We start from the raw sequence: 15,038 nt of genomic DNA, 5'->3' as shown, positions 1-15,038 counted from the left end.
GTGTATTTTAAATTAGTTGTTAATAAACTTGTCAAAGACAAAACCATAATCTTTCACATTATATTGTTTCTTCGTATCAACAAGCCAGTTAAAGGCAATCTCGTTCATTTCTTTAAATTGCTCTGCTAAATTTACTTGTGCGTTTGAAATGCGGCTAAAGGCATTAGATGCCATATCTAAACTTTTATGTGCATATTGTAATGTAATATCGTTGTCGTATGAAATTTCTTCGATTTTAAGTAAAGCCTTATATAAATCTTTTAATTCTTCAATATGTTTTTTATGAACATCAATTGAGTAATGTTCATCGCCCATTTGAAACTTAATTTCTACATCTAAATCAATCGTTCCTGCAGTTTCAAGTGCTACGTTTTTAATTTGATATTTGCTATAGCTATAGCGGCGCAGTGTACGTTTTTTGCTTGTTGCGCTTGTACCGTCTAAGTGAATTAACCCTTTGTTTGTGAAGCAATATTCATCTGATTTGGATTTAATTAGAAAATAAATTTTCTCCCCATCTTCATGCATCACATAATCATCAGCATCGACCTTATCATAGTCTTTAGGTGTAATGACAGAACCTACATCGCTTAGTCCTAATACATCTGCCGCCATTTTTTTAAACATATATAATCCCCCTTGTAAATTAAATTCTTAATTGTACAAAAATATATTAACACGATTTTCACCCGTTGTTTTCTTGTAATACGAAAATATCTGAAGGTAAGTTAAGAAAAGTAACGAATAATTATTTTGATTCTAAATTATTTAGTAAATCTATTAGTTTAAGAGTCTATTTGCTGAAAAATAACCAAGAGAAAAAAGTTAATTTTGCAAGTGATTATAGAGAAATTCCGTGAAAGCACATCAAGCGATATGAGGTGTTTTTCAATCTCTTTTTGGAATCTTACAATTCTGTAAGGTAACTGTAAGGTAGTTCGATGGTAAGAAATTGCTAATCTTTTATAATGAAGATAACAACGATAAAACGAGGAGGCAGAAATGATGAAAGGATTAGTTGTAACGGGCTTAACGGTTGCTTTTGGATTTGTAGCGTATGAGAAATTAACGTATGTAGTTGATGTTGTGAAACATTTGATCGCTTAGAGAAAACAGCCATGAGAGGGAAAGGGAATGAGTGAATGAATGGAATGGTTATTTGGAATTATAGGTACTTGTAGTGTAGTGTTATTGTTCTTTGTCCCAAGTGGTATACTTAGTTCGACAACAAGTTTGTTCTTCTTAAGTTTGTTTGCTTGTACGATGCTTATTATTATGTTTTTAATGAAGCGAAGTAAACCAATCTTCTATTTTAGCATGATTGTTATGGCAATTATTGTTCTCCAAATTATTACCCTTGTAATATACCCCACAATTATAAAAGCTTTCCATTAATGATGAATCCTCTGCGCTTGTTGCTGGGGATTTTTATTTGTACAATTTTAATTTTTAGTAGAAATTTATTCGTATTGGAATGTAAAAATTAAATATTTTCATATTTAAAACAAATAGTTTAGGGATGTTGTGTTCTCATTACGCATTTGATATATTTACTTTGAACATAATTAAAATCAAGAAAAAGAGGCGGACGTATGGATAAAAAAGAAAATACGGTCGTATTGTTTCCACAACTATCAGAGCGCTATATTGATGAAGGTTTTTTAGCGCTGAAAGAGCGGGAATTCGAAGATGCATTGCGTTGCTTTGAAATATTACGTCAGTATAATGCGGAAACGGAACAAACGGAATTAGCTTCAGTTATTTGTTTACTCGAATTAAAACGTATGGAAGAAGCGAAAGACAAATGTGAACAGTTGCTTAAAACAGGAGTTGTCTTATTTGGTGATATTCTTGAAACGTACGTAACTATTTTAGTTCAAACAAATGATTATGAAGGTGTTATTGAAACTGTTGAAAAGGTTTTACAAACGAAAGATATAATGCCTGATCAAAAGGAAAAATTAGCGCAGCTTGCTTTATTTGCAGAAGGTATGCTAAATGAGGGAGACGCATCGCTAGTGGATTCAAATTTTGAATTGGATGAGTTTACTAATGAAATTTTTGGAGAAAACTTTGGACAGAAGCTAAGAGCGATTCAGCGACTTTCGTTAAAAGACTTAGATCTTGCATTACCTGTTTTAAAGAAATTTTTAATAGACGAAGAGCAGCACCCCTATTTGAAAACTTCTATTTTGTATAAAATGATAGAAAGTCAGGTAGAAGAAGAAATAGAGGTAGAAAAGTTTGGAAATACGATTAAGGTGATTCCAGCATTTACAGGTCATAATGAGGAGCAATCCAATAACATTATACATAAATTATCAAGCCGATTAGAGCAAAATTATCCCGATATATTTGAAGCAATGGTTACATATTGGAAAGAGTTGCAAATTAGCGTTTTCCCATTCGCTCTATTAATGGATAAAGAAGAGATTTGGTCAGCTGTTTTAGAGAGAATTGGAAGAAAGCGTTTCGGATTGGCTATAGATGAAGAAGAGCTTATGGCAGCATATAATATCGAATTGGAAGAGTTTCATATTGCCTATCAATGGTTATTACGTGTTGAAAGAGAAGGATATTTGCCCGTATAATTATGAAAAAGAATCGTTCAGTTCTTGAAACGAGCATATTCTATGTTATAATGTAAGGGTTGCAAAAGGCAGAAATCTGCCTGTTTGTAAGAGAAGAGAAGTGTAATTCTCTTACTTAATATGTTTCATATTATTCTCGAACAAAATATACCGTAGTTGTCTTCTGGGCAATTAGTAGATTGGAACATTATATCTGAAAGCTTTTGCTAGAGGATTATTTGTGTATTTGTTATTTCAAAAAAGAGATAATGAAGATCTTAATCTATAGAGGTATGTGCATACATTATTATAGTTGGAGGGAAAGAATAAATGTCTACAAAATGGGAAAAATTAGAAGGTAACGTTGGCGTTTTAACAATCGAAGTTGATGCTAAAGAAGTAAACAACTCTATCGACGCTGCGTTCAAAAAAGTAGTAAAAACAATTAACGTACCAGGTTTCCGTAAAGGAAAAATGCCTCGTCCATTATTCGAACAACGCTTTGGTATTGAATCTTTATACCAAGATGCTTTAGATATCATTTTACCAAAAGCATACGGTGAAGCGATCGAAGAAGCTGGTATCTTCCCAGTTGATCATCCTGAAATCGACATCGAGAAGTTCGAAAAAAATGCTAACCTTATCTTCACTGCAAAAGTTACAGTGAAACCTGAAGTTAAATTAGGTGAGTACAAAGGTTTAGCAGTAGAAAAAGTTGAAACAACTGTAACTGACGAAGATGTAGAGAACGAATTAAAATCTTTACAAGAGCGTCAAGCTGAACTAGTTGTTAAAGAAGAAGGAACTGTTGAAAACGGTGATACAGCTGTAATCGACTTCGAAGGTTTCGTTGATGGCGAAGCATTTGAAGGCGGAAAAGGCGAAAACTACTCTCTAGCAATCGGTTCTGGTACATTCATCCCAGGTTTCGAAGAGCAAGTAATCGGTCTTAAATCTGGTGAGTCTAAAGACGTTGAAGTATCATTCCCAGAAGAGTACCATGCTGCTGAATTAGCTGGCAAACCAGCAACATTCAAAGTAACAATTCACGAAATCAAAACAAAAGAATTTCCTGAGTTAAACGACGAGTTCGCTAAAGAAGCGGACGAAGCGGTTGCAACTCTTGATGAATTAAAAGCAAAACTTCGCACAAACTTAGAAGAAGGCAAAAAGCACGAAGCTGAGCACAAAGTACGTGACGAAGTAGTAGAATTAGCTGCTGCTAACGCTGAAATCGAAATTCCAGAAGCTATGATCAACACTGAGTTAGATCGTATGGTTCGTGAATTCGAGCAACGTTTAAGCCAACAAGGTATGAACCTTGAGCTTTACTACCAATTCACAGGTACTGACGCTGACAAATTAAAAGAGCAAATGAAAGAAGATGCACAAAAACGTGTAAGAATCAATCTTGTTCTTGAAGCTATCATTGAAGCTGAAAACATCGAAGTTACTGAAGAAGAAGTAACTGCAGAAGTTGAAAAAATGGCTGAAATGTACGGTATGCCAGTAGACGCTATCAAGCAAGCTCTTGGAAGCGTAGACGCTTTAGCTGAAGATCTTAAAGTGCGTAAAGCTGTAGACTTCTTAGTAGAAAACGCTGCATAATAAAATAACAAGGCACGATTTTAATCGTGCCTTGTTTTATAAATATAGAAATATATTTATAAAACTTTTCGATGGAGAAGGAAAAGTTCCTTTACAAGTCGAATATACATATTTCAAAAGTTTTAAAATTTTTTTATTTGTACATAACTAGTCATATTATTTGTATTTCTCGCCACGTAGTGACATAATATGTATTTACATACGATACATTTATCGTGTACATACGAAGGCAAGAGGTTAGCACTTTGTAAGGGGTGTGAAAATATGTTTAAATTTAATGATGAAAAAGGGCAATTAAAATGTTCTTTCTGTGGTAAAACACAAACGCAAGTTCGAAAGTTAGTGGCAGGTCCAGGTGTTTACATTTGTGACGAGTGTATCGAACTTTGTACTGAAATTGTACAAGAGGAGCTTGCAAAGGACGAAGAAGTAGAATTCAAAGATGTACCGAAACCGGTAGAAATTCGTGAAATCTTAGATGAGTATGTCATCGGGCAAGATAGCGCGAAAAAAGCACTAGCGGTAGCGGTATATAATCATTACAAACGCATTAATTCTAACAGCAAAATTGATGATGTAGAATTAGCGAAGAGTAATATCGCACTTATCGGGCCAACAGGTAGTGGTAAAACATTACTTGCACAAACGTTAGCGCGTATTCTAAATGTTCCATTTGCAATCGCGGACGCAACATCTTTAACAGAAGCTGGATATGTTGGGGAAGATGTAGAAAATATCTTACTAAAATTAATTCAAGCAGCTGATTATGATGTAGAGAAAGCGGAAAAAGGAATCATTTATATTGATGAGATTGATAAAGTGGCACGTAAGTCCGAAAATCCATCAATTACACGTGATGTATCTGGTGAAGGTGTGCAGCAGGCACTTCTGAAAATTTTAGAAGGTACTGTAGCAAGCGTTCCACCTCAAGGTGGTCGTAAGCATCCGCACCAAGAGTTTATTCAAATTGATACAACGAACATCTTATTCATTTGTGGTGGAGCGTTTGATGGCATTGAGCCGATTATTAAACGTCGCCTTGGTGAGAAAGTAATTGGATTTGGTTCTGAGAAGAAAAATGCTGATGTAAATGAGAAGCATGTTTTATCTCACGTATTACCAGAGGATCTTTTAAGATTTGGTTTAATTCCAGAGTTTATCGGTCGTCTTCCAGTTATTGCGAACCTAGAGCCACTTGATGAAGATGCTCTTGTTGATATTTTAACGAAACCGAAAAATGCACTTGTTAAGCAATTCCAAAAACTATTGGAGCTTGACGATGTTGAGTTAGAGTTTGAAGAAGGTGCACTAATCGAAATTGCGAAAAAAGCAATTGAACGTAAAACGGGTGCTCGTGGACTTCGTTCTATTATTGAAGGCTTAATGCTTGATGTAATGTTCGAACTTCCATCTCGTAAAGATATCGAGAAGTGTATTCTTACAAAAGAAACAGTAGCTGATAATGAACCGCCAAAATTGGTGTTACAAGACGGTACTGTACTTGATACAAAAACATCTGCATAATGCGAAAGGGAAACAGCAATTTTTATAATTGCTGTTTTTCTTTATGTTTAGCTACGTTCCTCCGCGGAAATACTAAGAGATAAAATATTGCGGGAGGAAATAAATAATGAGCTGGACAAATATATTTTTAGTTGTTCAACTTGTTTTTGGTGTAATTGTCGGATTATATTTCTGGCATTTACTTCGAAATCAACGAACACAAAAAGTTTCAATTGATCGAGAATCGAAAAAAGAATTAGAACAGCTTCGTAAAATGCGTGAGATTTCTTTAACAGAGCCGCTAGCAGAAAAGGTGCGTCCTACAACCTTTTTAGATATTGTAGGGCAAGAGGACGGGATTAAGTCCTTAAAAGCGGCTCTTTGTGGTCCGAATCCGCAACATGTAATCATATATGGCCCACCAGGTGTTGGGAAAACAGCGGCAGCACGTCTTGTATTAGAAGAAGCGAAACGAAATCCTAAATCTCCATTTCGTACGAATGCAACATTTATTGAACTTGATGCGACGACAGCTCGGTTTGATGAACGTGGTATCGCAGACCCTTTAATTGGTTCGGTGCATGATCCGATTTATCAAGGTGCTGGGGCGATGGGGCAAGCAGGTATTCCGCAACCGAAAAAAGGTGCTGTAACAGATGCGCATGGTGGTATTTTGTTTATTGATGAGATTGGCGAACTCCATCCGATTCAAATGAACAAAATGTTAAAGGTGTTAGAAGATCGAAAAGTATTTTTAGAAAGTGCGTACTATAGTGAAGAAAATACGATGATCCCAACATATATACATGATATTTTCCAAAAAGGCTTACCGGCAGATTTTCGCTTAGTTGGAGCAACGACACGTTCGCCAGAGGAAATTCCTCCTGCTATTCGGTCACGTTGCTTAGAAGTATTTTTCCGTGAATTAGATACGGAAGAGATTCAAAAAGTAGCGAAAAACGCCGCGGAAAAAGTGGAAATGCAAATAGGTGAAAATGGTATTGAAATGATTGGGATGTATGCAAGAAATGGACGAGAGGCGATTAATCTCGTACAAATTTCTGCTGGTATGGCGATAAATGAAGAACGTTCTTTTATTAAAGATGAAGATATAGAGTGGGTTGTTCACTCAAGTCAGCTTACGCCGAAATACGAAAAGCACATTTATCCGATTCCAAGGATTGGTCTTGTAAATGGTCTTGCTGTATACGGACCAAATACAGGTGCGTTATTAGAAATTGAAGTAACAGCAATTCCGGCGAAAGATAAAGGATCGGTAAATGTTACCGGAATTGTAGAAGAAGAAAGTATTGGTAGTCAAACGAAATCGATTCGCCGTAAAAGTATGGCAAAAGGCTCTGTTGATAATGTATTAACAGTACTTCGTTCTTTAGATGTGTTGCCAGAAGGATACGATATACATATTAATTTTCCAGGTGGTATCCCAATTGATGGACCTTCTGCAGGAATTGCTATGGCAACAGGTGTATATTCTGCGGTGCATCGCACATATGTAAATAATGAAGTAGCGATGACAGGTGAAATAAGTATACACGGAGAAGTAAAGCCTATTGGTGGCGTGTACGCAAAAATAAAAGCTGCGAAAAAAGCGGGAGCTAAGAAAGTCATTATTCCTGCTGAAAATATGCAACCATTTTTGTATACGATAAAGGGAATCGAAATTATTCCTGTCCGTAAATTAAAAGAAGTATTTGAGTTAACGTTTATGCAAGAAAATATGCATAGAGAGCTAGATGTACATACTAACGTAGACGAAACAGATGCACAATCTATGTAAAAATAAACAATAATAAAATTTGCCAGACTTCGTTTAAGTTTGTATGCTTAATCGGAGTCTTTTTTCTTTTCGTGAGGTAGAAAAACAAGCTATTTACAATTGCGAGGAATCTCAGCAATTGCATCTAGGTGTATTGTAATATAAAATAGTTGAACAGGAGTTTAATTTATTATGGAGGTGCTATGTCTAGTATGAATACGAACGAAAGAATCGTGCCCCTCCTACCATTAAGAGGCGTTCTCGTATATCCAACGATGGTTTTGCATCTTGATGTAGGACGTGATAAATCGATACAAGCACTAGAGCAGGCGGCAATGGATGAAAATATCATCTTTTTAGCAATGCAAAAAGAAATGAATATCGATGATCCGAAAGAAGATGACATATATAGTGTAGGTACAGTGGCGAAAGTAAAGCAAATGCTAAAATTGCCGAACGGTACGCTTCGTGTCCTTGTGGAAGGTTTACATAGAGCAGAAGTAATAGAGTTTATCGAAGAAGAAAATGTAGTACAAGTGTCTATTAAAACGGTAACTGAAGAAGTAGAAGATGATTTAGAAGAGAAAGCTCTTATGCGTACGTTACTGGAGCATTTCGAACAATATATTAAAGTTTCGAAAAAAGTTTCAAATGAAACATTTGCAACGGTAGCTGATGTAGAGGAACCAGGGAGATTAGCTGATTTAATTGCTTCTCACTTGCCGATTAAAACGAAGCAGAAACAAGAGATTCTAGAGATTGTATCTGTAAAAGAACGATTACATACACTTATTTCAATTATTCAAGATGAACAAGAGTTACTTAGCCTAGAAAAGAAAATTGGGCAACAAGTGAAACGTTCAATGGAGCGCACGCAAAAAGAATATTTCTTACGTGAGCAAATGAAGGCGATTCAAACTGAACTTGGCGACAAAGAAGGTAAGGGTGGAGAAGTAGAAGAACTTCGTGAAAAAATTGAACAGTCAGGAATGCCTGAAGAAACAATGAAGGCTGCGCTGAAAGAATTAGATCGTTATGAAAAGTTACCAGCAAGTTCTGCGGAGAGTGGTGTTATTCGCAATTATATTGATTGGTTATTAGCGCTTCCGTGGACAGAGGCAACAGAAGATATAATTGATCTTGCTCATTCGGAAGAGATTTTAAATAACGATCATTACGGTCTTGAAAAAGTGAAAGAGCGTGTACTTGAATATTTAGCTGTACAGAAGTTAACGAATTCATTAAAAGGACCTATCCTTTGTTTAGTAGGCCCTCCTGGGGTCGGAAAAACTTCGTTAGCGCGTTCAATTGCAACATCATTGAATCGTAACTTTGTCCGTGTATCTCTTGGTGGTGTGCGTGATGAATCTGAAATTCGTGGTCACCGCCGTACATATGTTGGAGCAATGCCAGGACGCATTATTCAAGGTATGAAAAAGGCGAAAACAGTTAATCCAGTCTTCTTATTAGATGAGATTGATAAAATGTCTAACGATTTCCGTGGAGATCCATCAGCAGCATTACTTGAAGTATTAGATCCAGAACAAAACCATAACTTCAGTGATCATTACATTGAAGAACCATATGATCTATCGAAAGTTATGTTTGTAGCAACTGCTAATACACTTTCAAGTATTCCAGGTCCATTACTTGACCGTATGGAAATCATTTCGATTGCTGGCTATACAGAACTTGAAAAAGTACACATTGCTCGTGAGCATTTATTGCCGAAACAATTAAAAGAGCATGGCTTACGAAAAGGTAATTTACAAGTACGTGATGAAGCGCTTCTTGAAATTATTCGTTATTATACACGTGAGGCTGGTGTTCGTACGCTAGAACGCCAAATTGCAAAAGTTTGCCGTAAAGTAGCGAAAATTATCGTTACAGCAGAACGTAAACGTATCGTTGTGACAGAGAAAAAGATTGTTGATTTACTTGGTAAACACATATTCCGTTATGGGCAAGCTGAAAAAACAGACCAAGTTGGTATGGCAACAGGTCTAGCTTACACAGCAGCAGGCGGCGATACACTTGCAATTGAAGTTTCTGTAGCGCCAGGAAAAGGGAAACTAATTTTAACAGGGAAACTTGGGGATGTTATGAAAGAATCAGCACAAGCTGCGTTTAGTTATATACGTTCTCGTGCAGAAGAGCTTCAGATTGATCCGAATTTCCATGAGAAAAATGATATTCATATTCATGTTCCAGAAGGAGCAGTTCCGAAAGATGGACCGTCAGCAGGTATTACGATGGCAACGGCACTTATTTCTGCACTAACAGGTATTCCTGTAAGTAAAGAAGTAGGTATGACAGGTGAAATTACACTTCGTGGTCGTGTATTACCAATTGGTGGCTTAAAAGAAAAAACATTAAGTGCTCACCGCGCAGGCTTAACAAAAATTATTTTGCCAGCAGAAAACGAGAAAGATTTAGATGATATTCCAGAGAGCGTAAAAGAAAACCTTACGTTTGTGCTTGCATCTCATTTAGATGAAGTATTGGAGCACGCATTAGTAGGAGTGAAACAATGAAAGTAACAAAAGCAGATATTGTAATTAGTGCTGTTAAACCAGAACAATATCCAGACAGTGATTTACCAGAAATTGCATTAGCAGGTCGTTCAAATGTCGGGAAGTCTTCCTTTATTAATAAAATTTTAAATCGTAAAAAGTTAGTGCGTATTTCTTCTAAACCAGGAAAAACACAAACGCTGAACTTTTTCTTGATCAATGAGATGATGCATTTTGTTGACGTTCCAGGTTATGGATATGCGAAAGTGTCTAAATCGGAGCGCGCGGCATGGGGGAAAATGATTGAAACGTACTTTACAACGCGTAAGCAATTAGACGCAGCTGTATTAGTAGTTGATTTACGTCACCAACCGACAAGTGATGACGTGATGATGTATGATTTCTTAAAGCATTATGAAATCCCAACAATTATTATTGCGACGAAAGCTGATAAAATCCCGAAAGGGAAATGGCAAAAGCATTTAAAAGTTGTAAAAGAAACGCTTGCTGTTGAAATTGGCGATGAAATCGTTCTATTCTCTTCTGAAACAGGACTTGGAAAAGAAGAAGCGTGGAAGGCAATTCATAAAATGACAAAAACAAAAAACGCGTGACGAATGTCGCGCGTTTTTTTCTTTATATAAGCTGTTAACGTACGTTTAATGTAACTTCAATATTACCTCGTGTTGCTTTAGAGTAAGGACATACACCGTGAGCCGCTTCTACAAGTTCTTGTGCTTCGCTATGTGAAACGCCAGCGACATGTACATCAAGCACGGCAGATAGGCCAAAACCACCATCTGTATCTTTTCCGATAGAAACGTGAGCGGTTACTTCTGTACTTTCTACTTTCATACGTTTTGTACGAATGACAAGTTGTAATGCACTATCGAAACAAGCTGCATAACCAGCTGCAAATAGTTGTTCTGGATTTGTTGCTTCTCCACCTGCACCACCTAGTGCTTTCGGCATTTTCACATCAAGATTTAATATGCCATCATCTGAAACTACTTTCCCATTTCTTCCACCTGTTGCTGTTACTGAAGCAGTATATAATTTATCCATATTTATTCCCCTTTTCCATCATTAATTGTTTTCATTGTTTCAATTAGTTTATTTAGTTGAATTAATAAAGAGCGATATTCTTGCTCTGTAATTCCTAAGTTTGTAGCCATCGTTGTCGGTAATGAACAAGCCTTTTCCTTTAAATCTTTGCCTTGTTCTGTTAATTCAATACAAACTTTTCGCTCGTCTTCTTTGGAACGAACACGTTTTACAAGTGTTAATGATTCCATTCGTTTTAACATAGGTGTTAACGTACCGGAATCTAAAAATAGACGTTCTCCAATTTCTTTTACTGTTAGTCCATCTTGCTCCCATAGTACGAGTAAAGTAATGTACTGGGGATACGTAATACCCATCTCTTCTAAATAAGGTCGATAAAAACGAGTAACCTCTCTAGAGCAGGCATAAATAGAAAAACAAAGTTGGTTATCTAGATGCAAAGAGTCCTCTGTCATACATAACTCCCTTCTTATTAAGTTGTGCACAATTTAATTTTGTAAAATCAATATAACGAAAAATAAATAAAATGTCAAATACATTGTATTGAGAAAGTGTCTGCTACATTTTGGAACAATCATACATATTTTCCTTCATGATGAAAGAAGATAGGAAAGATGATGTTATAATTTATATGGAATAGTTTCCATCACTTGATTATGAGGACTTTTTTTGGTAACGTACAAATAGAGTTATTAATTTATAATCATTATAAAGTAGAAGTTTTTTTATTAGTTTGCTGAATCTCCTTTATTACATACGGAGAATAATTAAAAAATAATCGGTTGTTCACACGATTGTCAGATTCATAAGAGGAAAGTTGTATTATGATAGTAGATAAAGTGATAAAACGGGTGAAGGGGGACATGCTGCGTGCATATTCTTGTTGTTAGTGTAAATTATCGAACAGCCCCTGTAGAATTTCGTGAGAAACTCACATTTCAGGCAGCAGAGCTAGAGCGAGCGATGACTACATTACAAAATCAAAAGAGCGTGTTAGAGAATGTCATTGTATCAACTTGTAATCGCACTGAGATTTATGCTGTTGTAGATCAATTACACACGGGACGGTATTATATTAAGAAATTTTTAGCTGATTGGTTTCAGCTTGAAATAGAAGAAGTCGCACCATATTTAACTATTTTTGAACAAGATGGTGCAATAGACCATTTATTCCGCGTAACGTGCGGTTTAGATTCTATGGTAGTGGGAGAAACACAGATTTTAGGCCAAATAAAAGATAGCTTTTTAGAAGCACAACAAGTTAAAGCAACAGGCACAATTTTTAATGAATTGTTTAAGCAAGTCATTACATTAGCAAAACGTGCCCACTCAGAAACAACAATTGGTGAAAGTGCGATGTCTGTTAGTTATGCTGCTGTTGAGCTTGGAAAGAAAATATTTGGCGAGTTAACAGATTGTCATGTGCTTATTCTTGGTGCTGGTAAAATGGGCGAACTTGCATTGCAAAACTTATATGGAAGTGGTGCTCGTAAAGTAACAGTTATGAATAGGACGCTTTCGAAAGCAGAAGTAATGGCTGAGAAATATATGGGACATGCAAAATCGTTAAGCGAATTACAATGTGCATTATTAGAAGCAGATATTTTAATTAGTTCAACTGGTGCATCAGAGTATGTCATTACGAAAGAGATGATGACAAAGGTGGAGAAAATGCGCTCTGGTCGTCCTTTGTTTATGGTTGACATTGCAGTGCCACGTGATATTGATCCAGCGATTGATGAGCTAGAAGGTTCTTTCTTGTATGACATTGATGATCTGCAAGGAGTAGTGGAGGCAAACCGTGCTGAGCGTTTGAAAGAAGCAGAGAAAATTCAATTTATGATTGAAGAGGAAATTGTTCTATTTAAAACGTGGTTAAGTACACTTGGTGTTGTTCCATTAATATCAGCTCTTCGTGATAAGGCACTTGCAATCCAAAGTGAAACGATGGTAAGCCTAGAGCGGAAAATACCAAACCTTAGTGATCGTGAGAAAAAAGTTATTAGTAAGCATACGAAAAGTATTATTAATCAATTATTAAAAGACCCAATTTTAGTAGCAAAAGAAATAGCTGCTGAAGAGGGAGCGAGCGAAAAACTAGCGTTATTTGCAAAGATTTTTGATTTAGAAACGGAAGAAGTAGAGAGTCGTGCGGAAGAAGTAGAACATAAAAGAGTGTGGACACCATCCGTTCCATCTTTATAATTTGGAAGGATGATCGGATGAGTTTTTTAAATAACAGTATTATTTATCATATTGCAATTATTTTATATGCTTGTAGCATTAGTTTATATTTTATAGATTATTTCCAAAGTAACCGAAAGGCGAACCGATTTGCTTTTTGGTTACTTTCGATTGTATGGGTATTGCAGTCTATTTTTATGTTGCTTAGGGCGACAGATTCAGAAACGAATCCCATTTTAACTTTATTATCAGGGATTTATTTTTATGTTTGGTTATTGATTACGATGTCGTTAGTCATAAATCGATTTATGCGCGTTGACTTTTTAGTCTTCTTTACAAATGTTGTTGCATTTGGCGTAAGCGCTTTTTCTATTTTTACACCGCTCGGAAAGATGTCGCCAGTACTTGCAGAGCAATTAGTTTCAGAACTTGTATACGTGCATGTTGGAATGGCGATTATTTCTTATGCAACGTTTACGGTATCGTTTATTTTTTCTATTATGTATTTACTGCAATATCGCCTATTAAAAAAGAAAAAGTGGAATGCGAGATTAAGAAGGTTAGGGAATTTACCGAAGCTTGAATCTACGTCTTACGGATTAAATTTATTTTCTGTTCCATTTTTCTTACTAGCAATTTTATTGGGGTGTATATGGGGATATACAAAATTGGACAATTTCCATTGGTATGATACGAAAGTAATCGGATCTTTTGTCGTTCTATTTGTGTATTGCACAGGTTTATATTTACGAGCGGCAGATGTGTTGCAAGGTAAGAAAATTGTACAGTGGAATATCGGATCGTTTCTCGTAATGCTAGTAAACATTTTTCTATTAAGCAGTTTATCCAATTTCCACTTTTGGTATTTATAATGAGGAGAGAGAATTATGCGCAAAATTATTGTAGGGTCACGAAAGAGTAAACTAGCATTAACGCAAACAAACTGGTTTATTGATCAGTTAAAAGCGCTAGGTCTACCATATGAATTTGAAGTGAAAGAAATTGTCACAAAAGGTGATGTTATTTTAGATGTTACTCTTTCAAAAGTAGGCGGAAAAGGCTTGTTCGTTAAAGAAATTGAGCATGCGTTACTTACGAAAGAAATCGATATGGCTGTACATAGTATGAAAGATATGCCGGCCGTACTTCCAGAAGGTTTAATGATTGGCTGTACACCAAAGCGTGTTGACCCTCGGGATGCTTTTATCTCAAAAAATGGAGCATCGTTTAAAGAGTTAGCGGAAGGTGCTATTTTAGGTACGAGTAGTTTAAGACGTAGTGCACAGCTACTCGCTGCGAGACCAGATTTACAAGTGAAGTGGATTCGCGGGAATATCGATACACGTTTACGTAAATTAAAAGAAGAAGATTACGATGCGATTATTTTAGCGACAGCTGGATTACAAAGAATGGGCTGGGATGATGAAGTTATTACAGAACATTTAGATGAAGCGTTATGTGTACCTGCTGTAGGACAAGGTGCATTAGCGATTGAGTGTCGTGAGGATGATAAGGATTTATTGCAATTGTTAGCGCATATTAATGATGCGATAACAGAAAGAACAGTGGCAGCGGAGCGAGTATTTCTTCATAAACTTGAAGGTGGATGCCAAGTTCCAATCGCTGGATATGCAACCCTTACAGAAAACGATGCAATCGAATTAACAGCTCTTGTCGGCTCTATGGATGGCTCTGTTTTATTAAAAGAGACAGTAGTGGGTACTAATCCTGAAGAAGTAGGATTAGAGGCCGCGGACCGTTTAATTAAACAAGGCGCCAAAGAACTCATTCTTGCTGCAAATAAGGAGCAACAATAAA

Annotated in this window: 13 protein-coding genes; 10 read left to right on the top strand and 3 right to left on the bottom strand. The window is 36.2% G+C overall.

Annotated elements, in window-relative coordinates; translation table 11 throughout:
- Window positions 1-12: 12 nt before the first annotated feature.
- The gene (locus ACS2FK_RS04020) at window positions 13-627 is read right to left on the bottom strand and encodes a PH domain-containing protein (RefSeq protein ID WP_000473872.1); all 615 of its coding nucleotides are present in this window, start codon (window positions 625-627) and stop codon (window positions 13-15) included.
- Window positions 628-1,146: 519 nt separating this feature from the next.
- Between ACS2FK_RS04020 and ACS2FK_RS04015 the strand changes: the two genes are divergently transcribed.
- From ACS2FK_RS04015 to ysxC, 7 genes are all read left to right on the top strand, one after another.
- Complete coding sequence (locus tag ACS2FK_RS04015) at window positions 1,147-1,395, top strand: hypothetical protein (RefSeq protein ID WP_001983650.1); 249 nt, start codon at window positions 1,147-1,149, stop codon at window positions 1,393-1,395.
- A gap of 197 nt (window positions 1,396-1,592) precedes the next feature.
- Window positions 1,593-2,591 (top strand): hypothetical protein, encoded by a 999-nt coding sequence (locus ACS2FK_RS04010; RefSeq protein WP_000358255.1) that lies wholly within the window; start codon window positions 1,593-1,595, stop codon window positions 2,589-2,591.
- Window positions 2,592-2,900: 309 nt separating this feature from the next.
- On the top strand, window positions 2,901-4,178 hold the full coding sequence (gene tig / locus ACS2FK_RS04005; protein WP_063548704.1) for a trigger factor: 1,278 nt from the start codon (window positions 2,901-2,903) through the stop codon (window positions 4,176-4,178).
- Between the two features lie 264 nt (window positions 4,179-4,442).
- Window positions 4,443-5,702 carry an ATP-dependent protease ATP-binding subunit ClpX gene (clpX, locus tag ACS2FK_RS04000; protein WP_000472289.1) on the top strand — a complete coding sequence of 420 codons (1,260 nt, stop codon included), beginning with the start codon at window positions 4,443-4,445 and terminating at the stop codon, window positions 5,700-5,702.
- 106 nt (window positions 5,703-5,808) lie between these two features.
- On the top strand, window positions 5,809-7,479 hold the full coding sequence (gene lonB, locus ACS2FK_RS03995) for an ATP-dependent protease LonB (RefSeq protein WP_000119173.1): 1,671 nt from the start codon (window positions 5,809-5,811) through the stop codon (window positions 7,477-7,479).
- A gap of 182 nt (window positions 7,480-7,661) precedes the next feature.
- The gene (gene lon / locus ACS2FK_RS03990) at window positions 7,662-9,992 is read left to right on the top strand and encodes an endopeptidase La (protein WP_000097288.1); all 2,331 of its coding nucleotides are present in this window, start codon (window positions 7,662-7,664) and stop codon (window positions 9,990-9,992) included.
- Window positions 9,989-10,585: a ribosome biogenesis GTP-binding protein YsxC gene (gene ysxC, locus ACS2FK_RS03985; protein ID WP_000869118.1), complete on the top strand. Its 597-nt coding sequence runs from the start codon at window positions 9,989-9,991 to the stop codon at window positions 10,583-10,585. Before lon ends, ysxC begins: the two co-directional genes overlap by 4 nt.
- A 34-nt stretch (window positions 10,586-10,619) precedes the next feature.
- On the opposite strand, the gene ACS2FK_RS03980 is transcribed toward ysxC, so the two are convergent.
- Window positions 10,620-11,036: an organic hydroperoxide resistance protein gene (locus tag ACS2FK_RS03980; protein ID WP_000359774.1), complete on the bottom strand. Its 417-nt coding sequence runs from the start codon at window positions 11,034-11,036 to the stop codon at window positions 10,620-10,622.
- A gap of 2 nt (window positions 11,037-11,038) precedes the next feature.
- On the bottom strand, window positions 11,039-11,491 hold the full coding sequence (locus tag ACS2FK_RS03975; RefSeq protein ID WP_000133921.1) for a MarR family winged helix-turn-helix transcriptional regulator: 453 nt from the start codon (window positions 11,489-11,491) through the stop codon (window positions 11,039-11,041).
- Window positions 11,492-11,906: 415 nt separating this feature from the next.
- Between ACS2FK_RS03975 and hemA the strand changes: the two genes are divergently transcribed.
- Genes hemA through hemC form a run of 3 tightly spaced genes read left to right on the top strand, consistent with a single transcriptional unit; the run spans window position 11,907 to window position 15,037 of the window.
- On the top strand, window positions 11,907-13,241 hold the full coding sequence (gene hemA / locus ACS2FK_RS03970) for a glutamyl-tRNA reductase (protein ID WP_000547868.1): 1,335 nt from the start codon (window positions 11,907-11,909) through the stop codon (window positions 13,239-13,241).
- A 17-nt stretch (window positions 13,242-13,258) separates the two neighbouring features.
- The gene (locus ACS2FK_RS03965) at window positions 13,259-14,092 is read left to right on the top strand and encodes a cytochrome c biogenesis protein (protein WP_000009005.1); all 834 of its coding nucleotides are present in this window, start codon (window positions 13,259-13,261) and stop codon (window positions 14,090-14,092) included.
- A 15-nt stretch (window positions 14,093-14,107) separates the two neighbouring features.
- Window positions 14,108-15,037: a hydroxymethylbilane synthase gene (gene hemC / locus ACS2FK_RS03960; protein WP_063548702.1), complete on the top strand. Its 930-nt coding sequence runs from the start codon at window positions 14,108-14,110 to the stop codon at window positions 15,035-15,037.
- Window position 15,038 lies beyond the last annotated feature (1 nt).

This window comes from Bacillus cereus group sp. BceL220 (genome assembly GCF_051776965.1).
In the GTDB taxonomy this organism is placed as follows: Bacteria; Bacillota; Bacilli; order Bacillales; family Bacillaceae_G; genus Bacillus_A; species Bacillus_A cereus.
The sequence above is the reverse complement of the archived record's forward strand: the minus strand, read 5'-3'. Positions and strand labels throughout refer to the sequence as shown.